General features: G+C 55.9%; 23 protein-coding genes. 13 read left to right on the forward strand and 10 right to left on the reverse strand.

The window, feature by feature from the left end; translation table 11 throughout:
- Nucleotides 1-8 precede the first annotated feature (8 nt).
- From CBW22_RS18760 to CBW22_RS18770, 3 genes are all read left to right on the forward strand, one after another.
- Nucleotides 9-1,256 (forward strand): MDR family MFS transporter, encoded by a 1,248-nt coding sequence (locus CBW22_RS18760; RefSeq protein ID WP_088517492.1) that lies wholly within the window; start codon nt 9-11, stop codon nt 1,254-1,256.
- 167 nt (nt 1,257-1,423) lie between these two features.
- Nucleotides 1,424-1,810, forward strand: a complete 387-nt coding sequence (locus tag CBW22_RS18765; protein ID WP_088517493.1) for a VOC family protein — start codon at nt 1,424-1,426, stop codon at nt 1,808-1,810.
- 13 nt (nt 1,811-1,823) lie between these two features.
- Nucleotides 1,824-2,573, forward strand: coding sequence for a 2-phosphosulfolactate phosphatase (locus CBW22_RS18770; protein WP_088517494.1), 750 nt, complete (start codon nt 1,824-1,826; stop codon nt 2,571-2,573).
- A 63-nt stretch (nt 2,574-2,636) separates the two neighbouring features.
- Here the strand turns inward: CBW22_RS18770 and CBW22_RS18775 are convergent, their stop codons facing one another.
- Nucleotides 2,637-3,071 carry a GNAT family N-acetyltransferase gene (locus CBW22_RS18775; RefSeq protein ID WP_031279940.1) on the reverse strand — a complete coding sequence of 145 codons (435 nt, stop codon included), beginning with the start codon at nt 3,069-3,071 and terminating at the stop codon, nt 2,637-2,639.
- A gap of 315 nt (nt 3,072-3,386) precedes the next feature.
- Between CBW22_RS18775 and CBW22_RS18780 the strand changes: the two genes are divergently transcribed.
- Genes CBW22_RS18780 through CBW22_RS18790 form a run of 3 tightly spaced genes read left to right on the forward strand, consistent with a single transcriptional unit; the run spans nt 3,387 to nt 4,802 of the window.
- The gene (locus CBW22_RS18780; protein WP_058781344.1) at nt 3,387-3,710 is read left to right on the forward strand and encodes an antibiotic biosynthesis monooxygenase family protein; all 324 of its coding nucleotides are present in this window, start codon (nt 3,387-3,389) and stop codon (nt 3,708-3,710) included.
- A complete protein-coding gene (locus CBW22_RS18785; protein WP_058781345.1) occupies nt 3,703-4,095 on the forward strand; it encodes an amino acid-binding protein in 393 nt (130 codons plus the stop codon). The genes CBW22_RS18780 and CBW22_RS18785 overlap by 8 nt, the downstream gene beginning before the upstream one ends.
- Nucleotides 4,092-4,802, forward strand: coding sequence for an ArsR/SmtB family transcription factor (locus tag CBW22_RS18790; protein WP_088517495.1), 711 nt, complete (start codon nt 4,092-4,094; stop codon nt 4,800-4,802). Before CBW22_RS18785 ends, CBW22_RS18790 begins: the two co-directional genes overlap by 4 nt.
- Before the next feature lie 173 nt (nt 4,803-4,975).
- Here CBW22_RS18790 and CBW22_RS18795 read toward each other — a convergent pair whose 3' ends face one another.
- Nucleotides 4,976-5,923, reverse strand: a complete 948-nt coding sequence (locus tag CBW22_RS18795) for a sulfonate ABC transporter substrate-binding protein (RefSeq protein ID WP_058770463.1) — start codon at nt 5,921-5,923, stop codon at nt 4,976-4,978.
- 242 nt (nt 5,924-6,165) lie between these two features.
- Here CBW22_RS18795 and CBW22_RS18800 point away from each other — a divergent pair, with 242 nt between their 5' ends.
- From CBW22_RS18800 to CBW22_RS18810, 3 genes are all read left to right on the forward strand, one after another.
- On the forward strand, nt 6,166-8,220 hold the full coding sequence (locus CBW22_RS18800) for an FUSC family protein (RefSeq protein ID WP_088517496.1): 2,055 nt from the start codon (nt 6,166-6,168) through the stop codon (nt 8,218-8,220).
- Nucleotides 8,221-8,326: 106 nt separating this feature from the next.
- Entirely contained in the window at nt 8,327-8,548 is a 222-nt protein-coding gene (locus tag CBW22_RS18805; protein ID WP_010615756.1) for a YdgH/BhsA/McbA-like domain containing protein, read from the forward strand.
- 150 nt (nt 8,549-8,698) lie between these two features.
- Nucleotides 8,699-9,400 (forward strand): aspartate/glutamate racemase family protein, encoded by a 702-nt coding sequence (locus CBW22_RS18810; protein WP_088517497.1) that lies wholly within the window; start codon nt 8,699-8,701, stop codon nt 9,398-9,400.
- A gap of 125 nt (nt 9,401-9,525) precedes the next feature.
- Here the strand turns inward: CBW22_RS18810 and CBW22_RS18815 are convergent, their stop codons facing one another.
- The 6 genes from CBW22_RS18815 to CBW22_RS18840 form a co-directional block, all read right to left on the reverse strand.
- Nucleotides 9,526-10,797 (reverse strand): alanine racemase, encoded by a 1,272-nt coding sequence (locus CBW22_RS18815; protein WP_088517498.1) that lies wholly within the window; start codon nt 10,795-10,797, stop codon nt 9,526-9,528.
- Between the two features lie 11 nt (nt 10,798-10,808).
- The gene (locus CBW22_RS18820; protein WP_021508752.1) at nt 10,809-11,546 is read right to left on the reverse strand and encodes an amino acid ABC transporter ATP-binding protein; all 738 of its coding nucleotides are present in this window, start codon (nt 11,544-11,546) and stop codon (nt 10,809-10,811) included.
- Nucleotides 11,543-12,187 carry an amino acid ABC transporter permease gene (locus CBW22_RS18825; protein ID WP_021508751.1) on the reverse strand — a complete coding sequence of 215 codons (645 nt, stop codon included), beginning with the start codon at nt 12,185-12,187 and terminating at the stop codon, nt 11,543-11,545. The genes CBW22_RS18820 and CBW22_RS18825 overlap by 4 nt, the downstream gene beginning before the upstream one ends.
- Nucleotides 12,184-12,921, reverse strand: coding sequence for an amino acid ABC transporter permease (locus tag CBW22_RS18830; RefSeq protein ID WP_021508750.1), 738 nt, complete (start codon nt 12,919-12,921; stop codon nt 12,184-12,186). Before CBW22_RS18830 ends, CBW22_RS18825 begins: the two co-directional genes overlap by 4 nt.
- 53 nt (nt 12,922-12,974) lie before the next feature.
- Nucleotides 12,975-13,811: an ABC transporter substrate-binding protein gene (locus tag CBW22_RS18835; protein WP_021508749.1), complete on the reverse strand. Its 837-nt coding sequence runs from the start codon at nt 13,809-13,811 to the stop codon at nt 12,975-12,977.
- Nucleotides 13,812-14,004: 193 nt separating this feature from the next.
- Nucleotides 14,005-14,397: a RidA family protein gene (locus tag CBW22_RS18840; protein WP_021508748.1), complete on the reverse strand. Its 393-nt coding sequence runs from the start codon at nt 14,395-14,397 to the stop codon at nt 14,005-14,007.
- 382 nt (nt 14,398-14,779) lie between these two features.
- Between CBW22_RS18840 and CBW22_RS18845 the strand changes: the two genes are divergently transcribed.
- From CBW22_RS18845 to zigA, 3 genes are all read left to right on the forward strand, one after another.
- Nucleotides 14,780-15,532, forward strand: coding sequence for an IclR family transcriptional regulator (locus CBW22_RS18845; protein WP_010615761.1), 753 nt, complete (start codon nt 14,780-14,782; stop codon nt 15,530-15,532).
- Nucleotides 15,533-15,682: 150 nt separating this feature from the next.
- Nucleotides 15,683-16,789 (forward strand): ABC transporter substrate-binding protein, encoded by a 1,107-nt coding sequence (locus tag CBW22_RS18850; protein WP_088517499.1) that lies wholly within the window; start codon nt 15,683-15,685, stop codon nt 16,787-16,789.
- Between the two features lie 159 nt (nt 16,790-16,948).
- On the forward strand, nt 16,949-18,166 hold the full coding sequence (zigA, locus tag CBW22_RS18855) for a zinc metallochaperone GTPase ZigA (RefSeq protein WP_088517500.1): 1,218 nt from the start codon (nt 16,949-16,951) through the stop codon (nt 18,164-18,166).
- A gap of 41 nt (nt 18,167-18,207) precedes the next feature.
- On the opposite strand, the gene CBW22_RS18860 is transcribed toward zigA, so the two are convergent.
- Together CBW22_RS18860 and CBW22_RS18865 are read right to left on the reverse strand one after the other, a co-directional pair.
- The gene (locus CBW22_RS18860) at nt 18,208-18,441 is read right to left on the reverse strand and encodes a hypothetical protein (RefSeq protein WP_088517501.1); all 234 of its coding nucleotides are present in this window, start codon (nt 18,439-18,441) and stop codon (nt 18,208-18,210) included.
- 57 nt (nt 18,442-18,498) lie between these two features.
- Nucleotides 18,499-19,179, reverse strand: coding sequence for an O-methyltransferase (locus tag CBW22_RS18865; RefSeq protein WP_088517579.1), 681 nt, complete (start codon nt 19,177-19,179; stop codon nt 18,499-18,501).
- A gap of 93 nt (nt 19,180-19,272) precedes the next feature.
- Here CBW22_RS18865 and CBW22_RS18870 point away from each other — a divergent pair, with 93 nt between their 5' ends.
- Entirely contained in the window at nt 19,273-19,911 is a 639-nt protein-coding gene (locus tag CBW22_RS18870) for a TetR family transcriptional regulator (RefSeq protein ID WP_058775568.1), read from the forward strand.
- Nucleotides 19,912-19,992 lie beyond the last annotated feature (81 nt).

Here is a 19,992-nt window from a genome sequence, read left to right on the forward strand (position 1 = left end):
CAGGTAGCATGCTTTCTTTCTCGCTGCGTCCTGTCTCTACCCTGCGCCCGGGCGTTTTGCTGGGCAGCCAGTTTGTTTTCAACATTGGCTTTTACGCGGTCGTTCCCTTTCTGGCGATATTCTTACGCGATGATATGTTGCTCTCCGGCGGCGTTATCGGGCTGATTCTGGGATTACGCACGTTCTCCCAGCAGGGGATGTTTCTGCTGGGCGGTGCGCTCTCTGACCGGTACGGCGCAAAGATCATTATCCTGTGTGGCTGTCTGGTCCGGATTGCGGGTTATCTGTTGCTGGCGCTGGGGCAATCGCTGTGGCCGATCATTCTGGGTGCCTGTCTGACGGGCATCGGCGGTGCGCTGTTTTCCCCGTCAATTGAAGCGCTGCTGGCCAAAGCGGGAACGCAAAGTGAGGCGCAAGGAAAGCGCGGCCGCGCGGAGTGGTTTGCGCTGTTTGCGGTGTGCGGCGAACTCGGTGCCGTACTGGGCCCGGTGGCTGGCGCACTGCTGACCGGATTCGGTTTCCGCCAGGTGGCGCTGGCAGGGGCCGCGGTCTTTGTCATCGCGCTGATGGTGCTGTACTTTTTTCTGCCTGCTACAGGTAACAGCAAACAGGCGCTAAAAATTGTCCCCTGGTGGATGACCTTCCGCCAGCCGCGTTTTGTCGCTTTCATCGTGGCTTACAGCTCGTGGCTTTTGAGCTACAACCAGCTGTATCTGGCGTTGCCAGTGGAGATCCGGCGGGCAGGCGGCAGCGAGAAAGATCTCGGTCCGCTCTTTATGCTGGCCTCGGTGTTGATCATCGCTTTTCAGCTGCCGCTGGCGCGCTTTGCACGACGCGTGGGAACGGTAAAAGTTTTACCGGTGGGTTTTTTGCTGCTCTCCGCCGCGTTTGCCAGCGTGGCCCTGTTCGCGTCAACAACCCCGCCTGACGGCTGGCTGCGATTGATCCCTGCGGTGTGTCTGGTGACGTTTTTGACATTCGGCCAGATGCTGCTGGTGCCGTCGGCCAAAGATTTGATTCCCCGGTTTGCCGACCCCGCGACGCTGGGTGCACATTACGGCGCCCTGGCCACCGCCGGCGGCTTCGCGGTGCTGGCCGGAAATTTAATGTTTGGACCGCTGCTGGACAACGCGCTTGTCCCTTCAACGCAGGCTGTTTATCCCTGGCTACTGCTGGCGCTGTTTCCCCTGTGCAGCGCCGTTGCCATGACCGTGATTTGTCGCCCGCTGCGCAGGGTGCCGATCGGGAAAACCTGAAACCGTTGCTGCCATTCGGGTTATACCGCCGCGGTGCTGTAGCCAGACGCGCACAACGCGGGCAGGGCAGGTTGCGCTGGCTCTCATCGACAAATGACCAGCCCGATCATGTGTAAACTCTACCTGGTTAACAACACCCAGAAAAACGTTTTCAGGAGTCAAGCCAGATGTTTACGCACATGCGCATTGCCAGACCCGTCTCCCAGCTTGAACGATCGGTTCTGATGTTTAGTCAGGGACTGGGTCTGCAAAAAATTGCCGAATTCCACGATCACGACGGTTTCAATGGCGTGATGCTGGGGCGAAAAGACCTCGACTGGCACCTCGAATTCACCTGCTGCCCGGGACATCCCGTTAAGCCCTCGCCAACCGAAGACGATCTCCTCGTCCTCTATTATCCGGATGAAAATGCATGGAAGCTGGCATGTGAAACCATGATTGACGCGGGTTTTAAACGGACGAATTCTTTCAATCCTTACTGGGATGTGAATGGGAAAACCTTCGTCGATCCCGACGGGTACAGAGTGGTGATGCAAAACAGGGCGTGGGAATAACGGAGAAAGCCTCGTGCAATGGTTTAGTCAGGAAAAATTTGCGGTTCGTCTTGAGTGGGGCCTGCCTGCGGTAGAGCATCTTGCCGGGGAGGTCGACTGCGTTGTCATTGTAGACGTTATGTCGTTCTCAACTTGCGTCAGTATGGCTGTCAATAATGGTGCCTGTGTCTATCCGTACCCCTGGAAAGATGCTTCTGCTATTGAATATGGTTTGAAAATGGGAGCCAGCACAGCGAGTCCGGACAGACGATTCAGCGGTGAAGGTTACAGCCTATCGCCGGCTTCGCTAAGAAACATAAGCGAGGGTGAAAAACTGGTCCTCCCATCGCCTAACGGTTCAGCCGTTTCATTCAAAGCAAGGGATGCAGGAGTAGCAGTGTTGAGCGGCTGTTTCAGAAACATATCTGCGACCGCGAATGCCTGCCGTTCCTTCGGCCGTGTGCTGGTAATTCCCTGCGGAGAACGCTGGCCCGATGGGAGCCTTCGCCCCAGTATTGAGGATTATGTGGCTGCTGGCGGAATTATCGCTGCAATGGGACGTCAAAATTGCTCACCAGAAGCAGAGGCTGCGGTGGCTGTCTGGCAGCATTACCAGAAGCAAAACCTGGTGCTTCTACGGGAGTGTTCGTCTGCAATAGAGCTGATGCAGCGTGGATTCGCCGCGGATGTCGATCTCTGTCTTGAAGTAGACAAGTCCAGCCTGGAATGTCGGCTTTGGGGGGATGCCTATAGGTCAGCATTGACCGGGCAAAATAGTTTCTAACCCGACCTGACGGCGCGCTTTGTGCCAGGAGCGGGCATCAATGAAAATTGCTGTGGATTTCACTCAGCGATGTTTCTCTAATCTGATATCTGTGTCATTGATGTCAATTTTATTGCCCCAGCCGAGCTGTATGTAAAATTTTGCTGCACGACTTTGTTTGTCAGTTTCAAGCCAGGCAATCTCATGATGCCTGAATAATTCCTTTTCCGCGATTTCAACAAGCCTGCGGCCTATACCCCTGCCTTCGTACTCCGGGAGAACAAAGGCAGCAAAAAGGCAGCCTTCATCAGGTAAAATCATAGAAAAACCAATAATTTTTTCGTTATCAGTCGCAACCCATGCACAGCAACTCTTTTCAATCAAATCAGCTACTACGTTTTCGGTAATCCCGATTCGCTGCATTTCCTCACGACTTAAATGATTCTCGATAACTGAGATTCTGACATGAAACATGCCATCGATATCAGCTGCCTGGGCGGTTCTTATATTTATGTTCAGAGGTATAACTCCATTCCAGGATAAGCATAAATTTTAGTATTGATGTCATTATTGTGAAGCCATTAGGGTTTGAGTCCAAAACTGCTTGTAATGTCTGTTTTTCGCTTATACCAGACATCGAAGTGTATATGAATCCGCTTTGTATCAGAAGCGGTCATAGCCAGTGGTTCCATATTCCCGCCTTTTAACTTCTGCGTTTGCTGTTTATCGCGTTTTCATGCCGATGGCTTCGCTGACACAGACACTTCGGTACCGGCCGAAGCAACATGGCTTCGTCTTCATTAAGCTGTCTGAAAATTAACGAAGGAGCGGACCATGATTGCAGTACTTTTTGAGGCAGAAGCCCTGCCAGCAGCTCAGGAGCGATATCTTCAACTTGCTTCTGAGCTGAAGCCTCTTTTATCCGACACGCCCGGATTTATTTCCATAGAACGCTTCCAGAGCCTGACCACGCCCGGCAAGATCCTCTCTTTGTCCTGGTGGGAGGATGAGGATGCTGTCGCCGGATGGAAACGAAATGTGATGCATCAGGCCGCGCAGCAAGAAGGGAGGCAGTCGATTTTTTCATTCTACAGGATACGGGTAGCCAGCGTATTCCGTGATTACTCTTCTGATAAGGGAACCAATCCGCATGCATGACATTCACGTTATTCTCAAAAATAGCCCGGGCTCGCTGGGTTTACTGGGGAGTGTGTTGGGAAAAAACGGTGTGGGTCTTGAAGGAGGTGGCGTATTTACAACACCGGAAGGCGGGCATGCACACTTTCTGGTTGAAGACGGTTATAAAGCGCGCACGGTATTAACTGAAGCCGGTTTTGAAGTCGGCAACCTATGTCGTCCTCTGGTCAGAAAATTAGCGCAGGAACGTCCCGGAGAGCTGGGCGAAATCGCTGACACGCTTGCCCGGAACGGCATCAATATTCTGGTACAGTACAGCGACCACCATAACCGGCTCATTCTCATTACGGATGATGATGTCCGGGCAGCCGAAGTAACCCGAAAATGGGCAGTAGCTTCTGAATGAACCTTGTTAACCAAATGCGCGAAAGTGAGCCGGATAATGTCCTTGAAACATCAATGGCAATGGTGGCATCTGCGCTGGCAGACCCGTCAAGGGTGGCTATTCTGTGCGCGCTGATGGACGGGCGCGCATGGACAGCGACCGAACTTAGCGTAGTGGCTGGCATAGCAGCCTCGACAACCAGCGGGCATCTGAACCGACTCCTCAGCAACGGTCTGGTCATTTGCCTGATGCAGGGTCGTCATCGCTATTACAGTCTGGCTGGCCACCCTATCGCCGGATTGCTGGAAAACCTGATGGGGGTTTCCATGGGGACCATTAAGGCCCCCGTTTCCAGTACGCCGCTTCATCTGCGTTACGCCCGCACCTGCTATGACCATCTGGCCGGCGAGCTTGCTGTCGAAATTTATGACTTTATGCTGCGGGAAAACTGGCTGGAAGCAGAGGGTTCGGGACTGACATCAGCCGGCAAAATCCATTTTGAGAACATGGGCGTTTTACTTAACTCCCGCACACGGCGCAAGCCCTGTTGCCCCTGTCTGGACTGGAGTGAAAGGCGTTTCCACCTCGGCGGTGACGCGGGCTCAGCCCTGTTTACGCTTTTCCTGGAAAAAGAATGGGTAAAGCGTATACAGGGATACCGTGAAGTCAACGTAACCGATTCAGGCCGGGTGGCAATGAATCGGCTGTTTAAGCTGAAAATCAGCTGAATTAACGTCTGGTACCGGTCGATGTGATCAGATGACCCGGCATGCCCTCCTTGTGAAAGGTTAAGCGGAGGGCGATACGTTTTCCCGCAGGATGCAGTAACTTACCGTCCGGCCGTGGAAAACAGGCTTACTCCGCTTCAGGCCAGGCGTTTAATCGCCAGAACTTAAAGGGGTCATTTCTTATCCAGCGACCAGGTCGCGCTGCGCACATCAACCTTCACCGGCAGCAGGCCGACGCGGGTGAAGGTGTCCGCCAGCGCCTGCTGTTCCGCAAACACCTGCGGTGACATGCGTGACGCGCCATAAGGCAGGCGTTGCAGCGTGGTCTGCCAGATGGATTTATCCAGACCGGTGGATTTCGCCAGAATCGCGGCAGCTTCATCCTGATGCTGATTGGCCCAGTCGCTCAGCTTGCTCAACTCGTCAACCACCTGCTTAGCCGTTTGCGGGTGGTTTTCGGCAAACGGGCGGCTGGCAAGATAGAAGGTGTAGTGCGGCACCAGACCTTCGGCGTTGCGCACTTCACGCGCGCCGGCGTTGGCTTCGACCTCAGCCAGGTAAGGATCCCAGATCACCCAGGCATCGATTGCGCCCTTCTGGAAGGCGGCGCGCGCATCGGCCGGCGGCAGGTAAACCGGCGTGACATCTTTATAGTTCAGCCCGGCATCTTCAAGTGCTTTCACCAGCAGATAATTGACGTCTGAACCCTTGTTCAGGCCAACGCGTTTGCCTTTGAGATCGGCCACGCTTTTGATGGGTGAGTCTTTCGGCACCACAATGGCTTCGGTTTTAGGGTTTGCGGGTGAATGTCCGAGATAAATCAGATCGGCTTTTGCCGCCTGCGCGAAGGCGGGTGGCGCATCGCCGGTGGCGGCCAGATCGATACTGCCCACGTTGAGCCCCTCCAGCATTTGCGGGCCGGCGGGGAATTCCACCCAGCGCACCGCAATACCCTCTTTTTTGAAGGTCTCATCCAGCGTGCCGCGATATTTCAGCAGCGCAAAAATGTTGGCTTTCTGATAGCCGATGGTGACGGTTTCCGGATTGGCGGCGAAGGCGTGCGTGGCGAGCAGGCCGAAGCTGAGTGCCAGTGCGCTCAGGGCAAAACGTTGTGCTTTCATGGGGCGTCTCTCGTGGTTTTTCCTCCATCCTGGCAAAGTTGTTATATAACCAATAAATAACTTTTTAATATCCCTTATAACTCTAATTCCAGCCTGCATCAGCATTCACTGTAATGGGCAAGTTGCATAGAGAACCGGATAATTAGCACGGTAATAATTTGTATAACAAATCAAAATGTCAACGCCACAGGCTTCTGTCAGGATAAGCGATAACGTTGCCTGCTATAGGTTGCTCCCGTTCTATGAAGTGGTTTTCCCGAAGCGCCGTATTGTTCTCTGCCAAAACCTGTCTGGCCGCCTTTCTGGCTTTTTATCTTGCGCTGGAACTCAACCTGGACAAACCCGCCTGGTCACTGACCACCGTGTATGTTGCCTCGCAGCTTTATTCCGCTTCGACGGTGTCTAAATCGGTGTTTCGCTTTTTTGGCACCGTGCTGGGCGGGCTGTTTACTCTGTTGATCTATCCGGCTACGGTCCAGTCGCCGATGCTGTTCAGCCTGTGTATTTCACTCTGGGTCGCCGTCTGCCTCTATCTCTCGCTGCACGACCGCACGCCAAAAAGTTACGTCTTTATGCTGGCCGGCTACAGCGCCGCCATTATGGGCTTTCCCGATGTGACCTCGCCTGGCGCCATTACCTATACGGTAATTTCCCGCATTGAGGAAATCACCGTGGCGATTGTCTGCAGCAGCCTTGTGCATCGGCTGATCTTCCCGGTTTCGATGCGCCATCTGCTCGAACAGAGCGTCGGGCTGTGGTATCAGAACGCGCGTAAATTGTGTAGCGAGCTGATGACGGCGATGCCCGCGGCAAAATCACTGGAGCGCGAGGATATTCTGGTGCAGATGGCCAACTATCCACTTAACGTCGAAACGCTGATCACCCACTGCGTCTATGAAGGGGATGCCGCGCGGCGGCTGGTGCGGCTGGTCAGCGTGCAGTATCAGCATCTGTCGTACCTGATCCCGACGCTCACCGCCATTGAATCGCGTCTGAATCTGCTGGCACAGCAGCAGATCCGCTTTCCCGATTATGTCGCGACGGCCTTTCAGCAATTTTTACAATGGCTGAACGGTGATGCGCAGCAGCCGGTGCGCGATCGCCTCACCGACGCTCAGGAACAGCTGCAGCAGGCCTGGCGCGCAGGGCGGCTTAACAGTGAAGAGAGCATTTTGCTCATCGGCCTGCTGGAACGGTTACTCAATTTTGTCCGTATTGCTGATGCTTACCACAGCGTCAGCGAGCGCGTCAGTGACTGGACGCCAGCGGTGAAACCGGGCAAGGCGTCACGCGCGCACAAACATGTCGATAAAGGTCTGCTGTTGCTGTCGTGCTTTACTGCCTTCATCGCCACCTTTGCCAGCTGCCTGTTCTGGATCGGCAGCGGCTGGCGTGATGGTTCAACCGCGCCGATGATGGCGGCGGTGCTGTGTTCGTTCTTCGCCGGGCTGGATAGCCCCATCGCGCCGATGAAGCTGTTTCTGAAGGGCGTACTGATCTCCATGGCGATCAGCCTGATTTACGTCACGCTGCTGATCCCGCAGGCGGCGACGTTTGAAGCGCTGGTGATTTGCCTCGCGCCGGGATTGTTTGCTTTAGGGCTGGTGATTGCCAATCCGTCCACCAACCTGATCGGTCTCATCGTCGCCACGCAGATCCCCGGTTTGATCGGCATGAGCCACCATTTCAAACCCGATTTGCAGCTTATAGTGAATGCCATGATCTCCACGCTGGTGGGCATTGCCGTTGCGCTGGTGCTGACGCTGCTGATTCGCAACAAACGCCCGGCGTGGACGGCCACGCGTGCGCTGCGCAAAGGCATTCGCGATCTTCTACAGTTTATTACCGCGCTGCGCATGAACACCGCCACGCTGACGGCGCGGCAGCAATTTGTCGCACGCACGCTGGACAGAGTTAATGTGATTCTGCCGCGTAAACGCGTCGACCCGGCACCGGAACTGGTGGCGGGCGGTAACCTGGTTGCGGAAGCCTGGCTCGGGGCTAACTGCTATGACTATTACACCCGTCATCGGCACCTGCTGCTGGCGAACCAGATAGAAAGCGCGGCCATGTTTCACGAGCTGAGTCAGTTTCTTAAGCAGCGGCTGAAAACGCTGGACAGCACGCCATCGCCGGCGCTGCTGCATGAGCTTGATGTGTTACTGCTGCGGCTGGAGGCGGCGGCGCAGCAGGAAAATGCGCTGTTTGCGCCGCTGTTCCATCTGTTCAATATCCGTCTGTCGCTCTTTCCTGGCGCGCGCTGGCCGCAGCCGCTGGCAGAGCAAAACCGCACATAGTGTGATTAAGATCGCACTTTTTGTTAGGTCGGTAATAATAACAATGGTTACTATAACTCCCATGCAGAGCATTCAGCTCTGACCCAAACATTGAAGGAATATGACCATGAAAAACGTAAAAACTCTGACCATCGCTGCTGTTGCTGCTCTTTCTATGATCTCTTTCGGTAGCTTCGCCGCTGAAAGCATCTCCGTTCACGGCAGCACCCTGGATAGCGCTGAAGCCCAGGTTGCCGCTCAGGCTAAAGCGAGTGGTGCAGACAGCTACAAAATCACCAGCGCCCGCGCAGACAACGGCGTGGACATGACTGCTGAGCTGTACAAATAATAACAATCCCTTTCTCCGTTAACGTGCTTAGCCCGGGTTATCCCGGGCTTTTTTGTGCCTGCGATGCGGTTCAGCGCCGCGACGCTTTCATGCCTTCATTGAATACCGTACAGTGCCAGACGAGCTAATTTCCGTGGGGAACGGTAACTGATGAAAATGATTGGCCTGATTGGCGGCATGAGCTGGGAATCCACCGCGCTCTATTACCGCATCATCAATGAACAGGTAAAACAACAGCTGGGCGGACTGCACTCGGCACGCAGCCTGATGTACAGCGTCGATTTTCAGCAGATTGAGAAATTGCAGGTCGCCGGTGAATGGCAGCAGGCCGGTGAAATCCTGGCCGAAGCCGGCCGTAGCCTGGAGAAGGGCGGGGCGGATTTCATTGTGCTGTGCACCAACACCATGCACAAAGTCGCCGATCAGATCACCGCGGCCACCCGCATTCCGCTGCTGCATATCGCTGACGCCACGGCACAACGCATTCGTCAAGCCGGCGTGAAACGCGTCGGTCTGCTGGCGACCGCGTTCACAATGGAGCAGGAATTCTATAAAGGCCGCCTTGAGCAGCAATATGACATCGAGGTGCTGGTACCGGACGCTACCGGACGTAAAACGGTGCACGACATTATTTATCAGGAGCTGTGCCTTGGCGTGATCCGTGAAGAATCACGCGCGCAGTATCGTGACATCATCGCTCAGCTGGTGGCACAAGGGGCTGAAGCCATTATCCTTGGCTGTACCGAAATCACGCTGCTGGTTAAAGCGGAGGATGCGGCGGTGCCGCTGTTCGATACCACACTAATCCATGCGCAGGACGCGGTGAAGCTGGCGCTGGCAACAAATAACTAGCCTGCTAATTATAAGCTGTGTTATTATGTGTTCATTGAAGGCACAACGCCGACCCGCATGGTCGCACAGGGATGTGCCAGAACTGGCTGCCAGCACTGGCAGCCTTTTTTGTGGCTGAAAAAGCGTCAGAACGCTGTTTCCAGTGAATCGGTGACGCAATAGTCATCATCCACCAACGGTAAATAGCGCCACTTATCAAATGCGGTACAGGGATGGGAAATGCCGCAGCCAATCCAGTCGCCCGGTTGCAGCGGATCGTCCTCCGGTAACTGCAAATAAGCGTGCTGATCGTTGACGTCGGTGATGCGCAAATGCGTGGCCGCGCGCGGTGCGCTGCCGTCCGCCTGACGAATCCACAGCGGATTGGGCAGATCCTGATCGAACGGCACATCGCGCCGGCCGAAATCGACAAAGGCCAGCCCCGGCTCCGGACGCGATAACACGCGGCCCCAGATCTCCAGTGCGGCGCTGAAATGGTGCGTTGCTCCCGGCTGCGCAAAGGGGGCAATGCGTGCATACAAGCCGCTGTCGTGTGCCATGTACGCACCGGATCGAATCAGCGGCGTGACCGGCAGCGGCAACTGTGCCGCGCTGAAGCAGGCCGCGACCACATCGAACCACGCGCCACCGCCGGCGCTGAGAATAATCTCCCCGCTGGCAAACAGCTGGTGTTCAGCCAGCAGCGCGGCGGTCGCGATCATCATCTCGCAGTAATCTTTCACGCGCTGCACGCCTGCGGCATCGCGTCCGGCACCCAGCGCACCTTCATAACCGGCCACACCCACCAGCTGCAGCGATTGGCTGTCATGGATTGCATGGGCGATTTCCAGCGCGGCCTGCGGCGAGCGACAGCCGGTGCGACCGCCGCTGACCGACATCTCCAGCAGCACGGCGATCTGTGCGCCGCCGAGATGCTGCTCAAGCAGTTTTACGCCCTGCAGCGAATCCACATAACAGAGAAAGCCGTGGTCGGGATGCTGCTGTTGCCACTGGCCAATCCAGCGGATCCCGGCGGGATCGACCAGTTCATTGGCGAGAAACACGTTGCGGATGCCAAACTGGCGCAGCGCGCGCACCTGGGCCGGCGTCGCTGCGCTCAGGCCCCAGGCGCCGCCTTCACTGACGGCACGGCGCAGAATCGCCGGCGACATCGAGGTTTTGCCGTGCGCAGCCAGCATCACGCCGTTTTCCTGGCAGAACGCCGCCAGTTGCCGCAGGTTATTCTCCAGCGCCGATTGTTTCATCAGCATCAGCGGTGAAAAAACCTCAGGGCTGTTAAACACCGGCGTGCCGTTAGCCAGCGGCTGATTGCCCGTTCCGGCCACCGATTTATAACGCGGCGCAGGCTGCAGCGCATCCAGCGCGCCGTCGGCCTGCAAAGGGAAGTGAATCGACATCCTGCCTCCTGTTAGTGTTCAAGCACGCGCGACAAAAACTGCTGGGTGCGCGGATTCTGCGGATTAACAAAAATTTGCTCCGGCGAACCCTGTTCGGCGATCACCCCCTGGTCCATAAACACCACGCGATCGGCGGTTTTACGCGCAAAGCCCATCTCATGCGTCACCACCACCATGGTCATGCCTTCCCGTGCCAGACTGCGCATCACTTCCATCACTTCACCGACCAGCTCGGGATCGAGCGCGGAGGTGGCTTCATCGAAGAACATGATTTTCGGCTCGACCGCCAGCGCGCGGGCAATCGCCACACGCTGTTGCTGGCCGCCGGACAGCTGAGCCGGATAGTGATGCGCGCGCTCCGCCAGGCCAACGCGCGTCAGCGCCGCCATGCCGCGTTTGTTCGCTTCCGCTTCGGACAGCTTCTGCGCTTTGATCAGCGCCAGCGTCACGTTGCCGAGTGCGGTTTTATGCGGAAACAGGTTGAACTGCTGAAACACCATGCCGACGTGGCCGCAAATTTCACTGCTGCGTTTACGGTCATGCAGCGGTACTTCATTGACCCAGATTTCACCGCCGTCGGCGGTTTCCAGACCACTCATAATGCGCAGCACGGTACTTTTTCCCGAGCCGGAGGCGCCAATCAGCACCAGCACTTCGCCCGGCGACACGTCCAGGCTGATCTCTTTCAGTACCTGGGTTGCGCCAAAGGATTTGGTAATACGGCTCAGCGTAATGGCGGATTTGCTCATGATAACTGGCTCCTGGTTTGATGATGTTGAACCCAACGGGAAAGCGGAAAGCAGACAGCGAAGTAGAGCAGGGCGACCAGGCCGTAAACCACCACCGGCTGGCCAATGCGATCAACAATCGCCTGCCCCTGGTGCATCAGCTCCGACATGCCGATCATGCTGACAATCGACGTATCTTTGATCAGTGAAAGATACTGACCTACCAGCGGTGGCAGCACGATGCCGCGCGTTTGTGGCAGCACTACGCTGAGAAACGTCTGGCGTTTTGATAATCCGAGGATCCACGACACTTCCCACTGCCCTTTCGGCACGGCTTCAATGCCGGCCCGGAACACTTCAGCAATGTAAGCGCCCTGATAAATGCTCAGGCCCAGAATGCCGGCGGCGAACAAATTGATTTCATAGCCAAAGTAGGCCACGCCGAAGTAAATGAACATCAGGGTGATCAGCACCGGCGTGCCGCGGAACAGCTCGGTGTACAGCACGGCAATCTCTCTGGCGATCGGCAGACGGCTGGTGCGAAGCACCGCGGCGAGTAAACCGAGCAGGGTGCTGCCGGCGATAGCGGCGATGGACAGCAGTAAGGTGATGACCAGTCCTTTCAGCAGGATTGGCAGCGAGCTGATGATAAGTTCGCTCATAGCGCATTCTCCCGTTTCACTGGATTAATCAGCCATTTTTTTGCCCACCGCCAGCCGGACTTTTTTACCGGCGTCACCAGCGGCGGGTGGAACAGCCGGCGTCCGGCCACGGTGCCAAGCCATGAAAACAGGTTGCTTAGCACCAGATACACCAGGGCAACGACGCTGAAAGTCTGGATATAAAGCAGGGTGCGCGCGTTGATCACCGTGGCGGTGCCGGTCAGCTCTGGCAAAGCGATCGCCGAGAGCAGCGACGTACCGAGCAGCAGCTGAATCAGGTTATTAATGATCGCCGGCCAGACGGCGCGAGCCGCCTGCGGCAGCACCACGCTGAGGAAAATCTGGTGGCGCGGAATGCCGAGGATATACGCCGCTTCCAGCTGGCCCTTCGCCACGGACTGAATACCAGCGCGGAAGGTTTCCGACAAATAGGCACCAACGTTAATCCCCAGTGCCAGCACGCCGGCGGTAAAGGCGCTCATGGTGATACCGAGCGACGGCAGGCCAAAAAAGATGATAAAGATTTGCAGCAGCACCGGTGTATTGCGGATGAATTCAACATAGCAGTGGCTGATCCAGCGCAGCGGCGCCAGCGGTGAAGATTTCGCGAGTGCGGCCAGCAGACCGAGCGCCACCGCCAGCGCGAACGCCAGCAGGGTAACCTGCAGCGTGAGCCACGCGGCCTCCAGAAAGGTGTCGGCGTAACGCCACAGGGTTAGCCATTGATAACTCATGGTATGACTCCTTCAGGCGGCGCAGCCTGTGCGACTGCGCCGTGGGCGGACAATCAGTATTGCGGATTCAGCGGATAACGCGGTTTGCTGCCGAACCATTTCTCATACAGCTGGGCGTTCTCACCGGATGCGTTGATTTCAAACAGGAATTCGTTGAGGTAATTGGTCCATACCTGGTCGCCCTGTTTCACCCCAAAGGCGTTGTACTCCAGTGGTACCAGCGCTTCGTTGGTCACGGCCAGTGACGGATCGAGCTTCGCCTGGTAAGCGAGGAAGTTGTTATCCTCGATCATCGCATCGGCCTGACCCTGTTTGACGGCCAGAATCGCCGCCTGGGATGAGTCGTACTCCTGAATTTTCACGTCGATGCCGAGGTTGCGCACTTCGTCGCCATTGGTCGAGCCTTTCACCGTGGCAATGGTTTTGCCGGCCATGTCATGCGCAGACTGAATGCCGCTGTTTTTGCGCACCAGCATTGCCTCACTGGCTACTACGTACGGATGGGTGAAGCCAATCTCTTTGGCGCGTTCCAGATTGCGGGTGAAGTTACAAAACACCACATCGACTTTGTTGGTTTGCAGATTAGGGATGCGGTTGGCGCTGGTGGTGTTGACCATTTCCAGCTTAACGCCCATCTCTTTGGCCAGCGCTTTCGCCAGGTCAACGTCGTAACCATCCGGGTTGCCGTCTTTGTCATAAAAACCGAACGGTGCGAAGCTCAGGCAGTCACCGACGCGCAATGTGCCGCGTTGCAGCACGGTTTGCAGCGCCGACTGTGGCGCGGCGCCAGCCTCTTTTTTCTCTTCGGTCGGCGTACAGCCTGCTATCGCCAGCAAGACCAGCGCACCGGCCACGGTTTTGGCACTTAATTTCAGCGATGTTGCATTCATCTTTATGCTCTCTTTAAATGTTTGACGAGACGGCGTTATTCCGCATCACCCGTTTAATAGACGATCGCCAGCGCAGCGGCCGCACCGCGTATTTCGGGTTATTTTTTTGAAAAAGCAAATGCACTAATTAATATCAGGCTGGCCTGGTGTTGGCGAAGAAAATGAACATCGCAGCCTGGTTGAACGGTATTACTTATTTACGGTCGGCGCGGAAACATTTCATGTCCACTTCGACTTTGCAGTCGACCACTAAATCCTGCACGCTACAAATACGCGCCGGTGGATGACCACTGAATATCTCACTGAATACTTTGTTGAAAGAACTGAAATAACGCGCGTCGGTCAACACCGCCGTCACATGGACCACATCCTCCACGCGATAACCCGCTTCGCGCATGATAGTGAGGCAGTTGTCGAACGCTAACTGTGTCTGTTCGATGATGCCGCCCTCTACTACTTCGCCGTCGCGCATCGGCGTCTGGCCTGAGATATACAGCCAGCCATCGGCCTCCACGGCGCGGGCGAACGGCAATTTTTGCCCGCCGGTACCGGTACCGCCCTCAATGCCATAACGTTTGATCGTCATGTCTTTCTGCTCCTTTGCACACTACCGTTTCTGTCTGATATACCAGACTGCTATCTGCAATACCGGATAGGACGAGATTTGCACAGCTGTTGTTTTTTTGCAATATGGCAATCGGCAATTAATTTCTTGCCGTGCTGGTGCGATCGCAAAATAAAATCCAGTGCTTAAGTTTTTTGAATAGAAATGTGACCGCTATCGAATTTAACAGCGAGTCCCATCCTTTTTATGCGCCACAATGGGGCCCGAAAATAGCGCATGATAAATAAAGTCGCCGGAAAGATTTTTATTATTGCGGGGGATGGGTAATTTCGTTTGCCGGGTGTATCATGCAGCTCTTTTTAAACGCAGATGAGTAGCACCATAACGACAGGGGAGTGAGCGTATGCCGGATGAAAAAACGTCCCGGGCACGCGGTGTTGACCGGGTTATTGATATTTTTCGCCAGCTGCATATCGCGCGTCAGCCTATGGCGATGCGGGATTTAATCGAAGCGACCGGTGCACCGCGCTCCAGTATTTATGAGCTGGTCAGTTTGCTGAGTGAAGCGGGTCTGGTTGAGCTTGATGCGGAAGGTGCCGTGTTTTTCGGTCGTGAAATGCACTATTACGGTGCGGATTACATGGCCCACAATGATCTGATCCGTCGTGCACATCAGCTTATGGTTGAGATCGTGGCGCGTCATGGCGAAACCGTGCAGCTGTGTATGCTGGAAGGTAACAAATACACCGTGGTGCTGTCGGAGAGCAACGCCCATCCGTTCAAGATCACCTCTGATATCGGTGTGCGCGTGCCGATCACCTGGACAGCGACCGGTCGTTTGCTGCTGAGTAACTGGTCGGACAGCGCCATTCTCGACCTGATTCCGGAGGAGGATTATCGGCTGGCCAGCGGTCAGATTCTCGATAAACAGACCTTCCTTGAAGAGATTCACCGTGCCGGCCAGCTGGGCTACTGCATGACCGAAGGTCTGTCCGAAAGCTTTACCTGCTGTATGGCTGCACCGATTCGCTCGCGCAGCGGCCAGGCGGTTGCGGCGATCTGCTTTATGGTCAGCCGTGATACCCCGGCGGAACGCCGACAGATGCTGTTGCAGGAGCTGATCGCGTCCGGGCAGAAATTGTCTGATTTCACCTGAGCCGTTGCTTCGCCACAGCGTAATGCGGCGGACTCCCGACGCCGTATTATTCGCTTACAACCCCATGCCGTCGGGTTTATTTTGCCGTGATTAAGGTTGTGTTAAGGTAATTGATAATAATAACTATTTCTTTTACCACGGAGTTTTGGCATGAAAACGCGCCTGTCACTGGCAATGGGGATTCTGGTCTCAACCGCAGCCTGCGCGACTGACTATCCGCTCACCGTCACCGACATGGATGGTCACACGCAAACCATCAGCAAAGAACCGCAGCACATCATTCTGCAGGATGGCCGCGATGTGTTGACGCTGGCGCTGCTCGATCGCGACAATCCGTTTAAACGCGTCGTGGCCTGGAACAATCTGCCGAAAAAGCAGGATACGCAAACCTGGGATATGCTGAAGCGCCGCTGGCCTGAAGCGACAAAAATTGTCGATATGGGTTTCAGCGATCAGGGCCAGGTTAATCTGGAAAGCGTGCTGGCGCAGAAACCGGATCTGATGATTGCGCAGCTGCGCGCTAAGCCGGCGCTGGAACAATCCGGCGTGCTGAGCACGCTGAACAACCTGCACATCCCGGTGCTGTTCGTCGATTATGAACTGCATCCGGCACAAAACACCGCCCCGAGCGTCACGCTGCTGGGCAAAGTGCTGAACCGCGAAAGCGAAGCCAAAGCCTACACCGATTTTTATCAGCAGCGCTTCGACCGCATCACCCAAGCCGTTGCGAAGGTCAAAAACAAACCCACGGTATTTATCGAACCCATTGCCGGTAACAGCGATAACTGCTGCTTTACCCACAGCCATAATGGCTGGGGTGGGCTGGTAGAAGCGGTCGGCGGCAAAAATATTGGTTCGGCACTGCTGCCAGGCAATGCCGGCTTTGTCGCGCTGGAAAAAATCATCGCCATGAAACCGGACGTTTACATCATGACCGGTTCAAAGCGGCCAAACAGCAACGTGCTGCCGTTTGGTTACGGCGTGCAGCCGCAGGAAGTACGTGCCACGTTCCAGACGTTATTGCAGCGCACCGGGCTGGCGCAAATCGCGCCGGTGAAGCAGGGGCGCGTGTATGGGGTATATCATCACTTCTACAATCACCCGTACAACATTATCGGCATGGAAATCCTCGCGAAGGATCTCTATCCGCAGCAGTTTGCCGATCTTAAACCGGTGGCGGATTTCCATACCCTCGTGAAAACCTTCACTCAACTGCCGGACGATGCCATCGAACTGAGCTATCCGGACAACCAGTAATTGCCCGCAGCGGGCGCCCGGCCCGCTGTTCGCTTTCCCTGAAAGGCAAAATCCCCACAAAAAGTGCACGACGATCATGACACTGCATATTGTTATGTTATAACATATCAATATCAGCACCCCTTCAGGTGCGCGTGATGTCATTATTCAGGAGAGATTATGTCAGCTTTATCCACCAACGGCGGCTTCAGGCGGCTGCCGGTCACCGTACTCTCTGGCTTTCTCGGCGCCGGAAAAACCACTTTGCTTAACCATATTCTCAACAACCGCGAAGGCCGCCGCGTGGCGGTGATCGTCAACGATATGTCGGAAGTGAATATTGATGCCGCGCTGGTGCGCGAGGGCGGGGCGGCGTTGTCACGTACCGACGAGAAGCTGGTGGAAATGAGCAACGGCTGCATCTGCTGCACGCTGCGCGAAGATTTACTGCTGGAAGTCAACCGGCTGGCGAAAGAGGGGTGTTTTGATCATCTGGTGATTGAATCGACCGGCATCTCTGAGCCGCTGCCAGTGGCGGAAACCTTTACGTTTGCCGATGAAGAGGGGCAAAGCCTGTCCGCCGTGGCGGCGCTGGATACCATGGTGACCGTGGTGGATGGCTACAATTTCCTGCGTGACTATGATTCCAGTGAAAGCGTCCGATCGCGCGGTGAATCGCTCGGCGAGGAGGATGAGCGCACGGTGGTCGATTTGCTGATCGATCAGATTGAATTTTGCGATGTGCTGATTCTCAACAAAACCGACCTGATTGATGCGGCGGAGCAGGCACGGTTGACCGCGATTCTGCACTCGCTCAATCCCCGTGCGCGGATTATTCGCGCGCAGTTTGGTCAGGTGGCGCTTGATCAGGTGCTGAATACCGGCCTGTTTGACTTCGATGCTGCGGCACAGGCCCCCGGCTGGCTGAAAGAGTTGCGCGGCGAGCACACGCCTGAAACTGAAGAGTACGGCATCCGCAGCTTTGTTTTCCGCGCGCGTCGTCCCTTCCATCCGCAGCGTTTTTACCAGGTGATTACGCAGCACATGCAAGGCGTGGTGCGGTCAAAAGGATATTTCTGGCTGGCAACCCGCCCGCGTCACGCCGGATCCTGGTCGCAGGCCGGCGGCGTTACGCGGCAGGGGCTGGCCGGGATGTGGTGGGCCTGCGTGCCTGAAGATCGCTGGCCGCAGGACGCAGACACGCTGCATTACATCCGCGAAAACTGGCATGAAGGCACGGGGGATGCGCGGCAGGAGATGGTGATCATCGGTATCGATATGGATGAAACCGTGCTGCGTCAGCAGCTGCACCATGCGTTACTGACCGATGAGGAAATGTCGCTGGGGCCAGACGGCTGGACACAGTTGCCGGATCCGTTCCAGCCATGGTTTGACTGATGCGTCGCCGCACAGCGGGCTGTGCGGCGACGCACCTATCATCATAACCCGGTATTCACCAGCCGCATCTGGGTGCAGAACGGACACTGACAGCCGCTCACCGCCGCCGCCAGGCGCGCGTGCGCTTCGGCAATCGCCAGCGGCTGCGCCTGATCGGTGCTGGCAAGTGCGTTAGCCGGTTTCAGCGCCAGCTTCAACGGATCGATATTCGCCTGAAATGCTCCCGCTTTCGCCGAAGCAAAAGCAATCACTAACAGTGGAACGGTAACCTTCATCGCAGCAACCTCAATCAGAGCACGGGATTGTAACGATATAACATAAACGTGGCGCTGTTAAGCGCCTTGATGCGGCGATCCCAGCCACATTGAAACTTCGACGCCATCAGCAAACGGCAGCGAGGTATAGAGGCGGCTGCCGTGCACCATTTCCAGATACTCCGGGCTGAAATCGGCATCATCGGCCACAATCAGGGCACCCGGACGCAACCAGGGCTGCACCAGCTGCAGAATCTCCGGATAGATCGCCTTCGCGCCATCCAGCACCAGCATATCAACGCTGGCTGGCAGGTCCTGACTCAGCGTGTCCAGCGCATCGCCCACGCGAATTTCAATCAGGTCACTGACGCCAGCATCGGCAAAATGATTGCGCGCCAGCGCCACTTTGCCCGGTTCAAACTCGCTGGTGATGATGCGGCCGCCGCCGTTATCGCGCACCGCCGCCGCCAGGTGCAGGGTGGAGAGACCAAATGAGGTACCAAACTCAACGATATGCTGCGCCCGGCTGCTGCGCGCCAGCATATACAGCAGTTTGCCGGTTTCCCTTGAAACCGCCAGCGGCACATCTTTTAAATGACCGTAAAGTTCGCGGTAATCGGTTTTGCTCTGTAGCAGACGCGTTTGCTCCTCATCGGACATCACGCGAAACGCTTCATTGGTGGGATGCGCCATGTTATCCGCCAGCTCAAACAGATAGTTAAGCAGCGGTGCCAGCGGCGCGGAAGTCAGGGTGTTCATCATCGGGGTTCCTGCATCAGAAAGTGGATTTTGCGTCAGGAACAGAATACGATTAATTACTCGCATTTCACTATTCGCGTTCAGGAGCAGACGATGGCCGCACAACGTAACGCTAAGATTTCTGAAAGAAAAAAGCCGCAGCAGGCGCGATCCAGTGAGCTGGTGGCAGCCATTTTGCAGGCGGCGACTCAGGTTCTGGAGCAGGAAGGTGCCACGCGCTTTACCACTGCCCGCGTGGCCGAACGGGCAGGCGTCAGTATTGGATCGCTGTACCAGTATTTCCCCAACAAGGCCGCTATCCTTTTCCGTCTGCAGAGCGAAGAGTGGCAGCGAACCGGCGATCTGCTGGGTTCGATTCTGCGCGACAGCGCATCCACGCCGCGTCAGCGCTTGCATCAGCTGACCTGGGCGTTCCTGCACTCGGAGTGTGAAGAGGCGGCGATGCGCACCGCACTGAATGATGCCGCGCCGCTTTACCGGGATGCGCCGGAAGTGCAGGCCGCGCGCGCCAATGGCGAGAATGTGATGTGCGAATTTCTGCAACAGCTGCTGCCGCAGCGGGACGCGGCTGAGGTGGCGCGGGCGGCGGATTTAATCAACAGCACGCTGGGTGACGTCGGCAAGCATTTTTCCGAATCGCCGCGCAGCGCAGCAGAAATTCAGGCTTACGCACGCGATATGGCAGACATGTTCTGTGCCTGGATCAGAGAAAAAGGGGCCGAATTGCAGTAAAAAATGGGCTGGAAATCTCTGAAAGCGGTTAACAAACTCATTATTCACATTCTCATTAATCCACACCGCGAGTAAGCTTGA

Origin of the sequence: Pantoea sp. VS1 (assembly GCF_002207995.1) — a bacterium.
Classification (GTDB): Bacteria; Pseudomonadota; Gammaproteobacteria; order Enterobacterales; family Enterobacteriaceae; genus Pantoea; species Pantoea dispersa.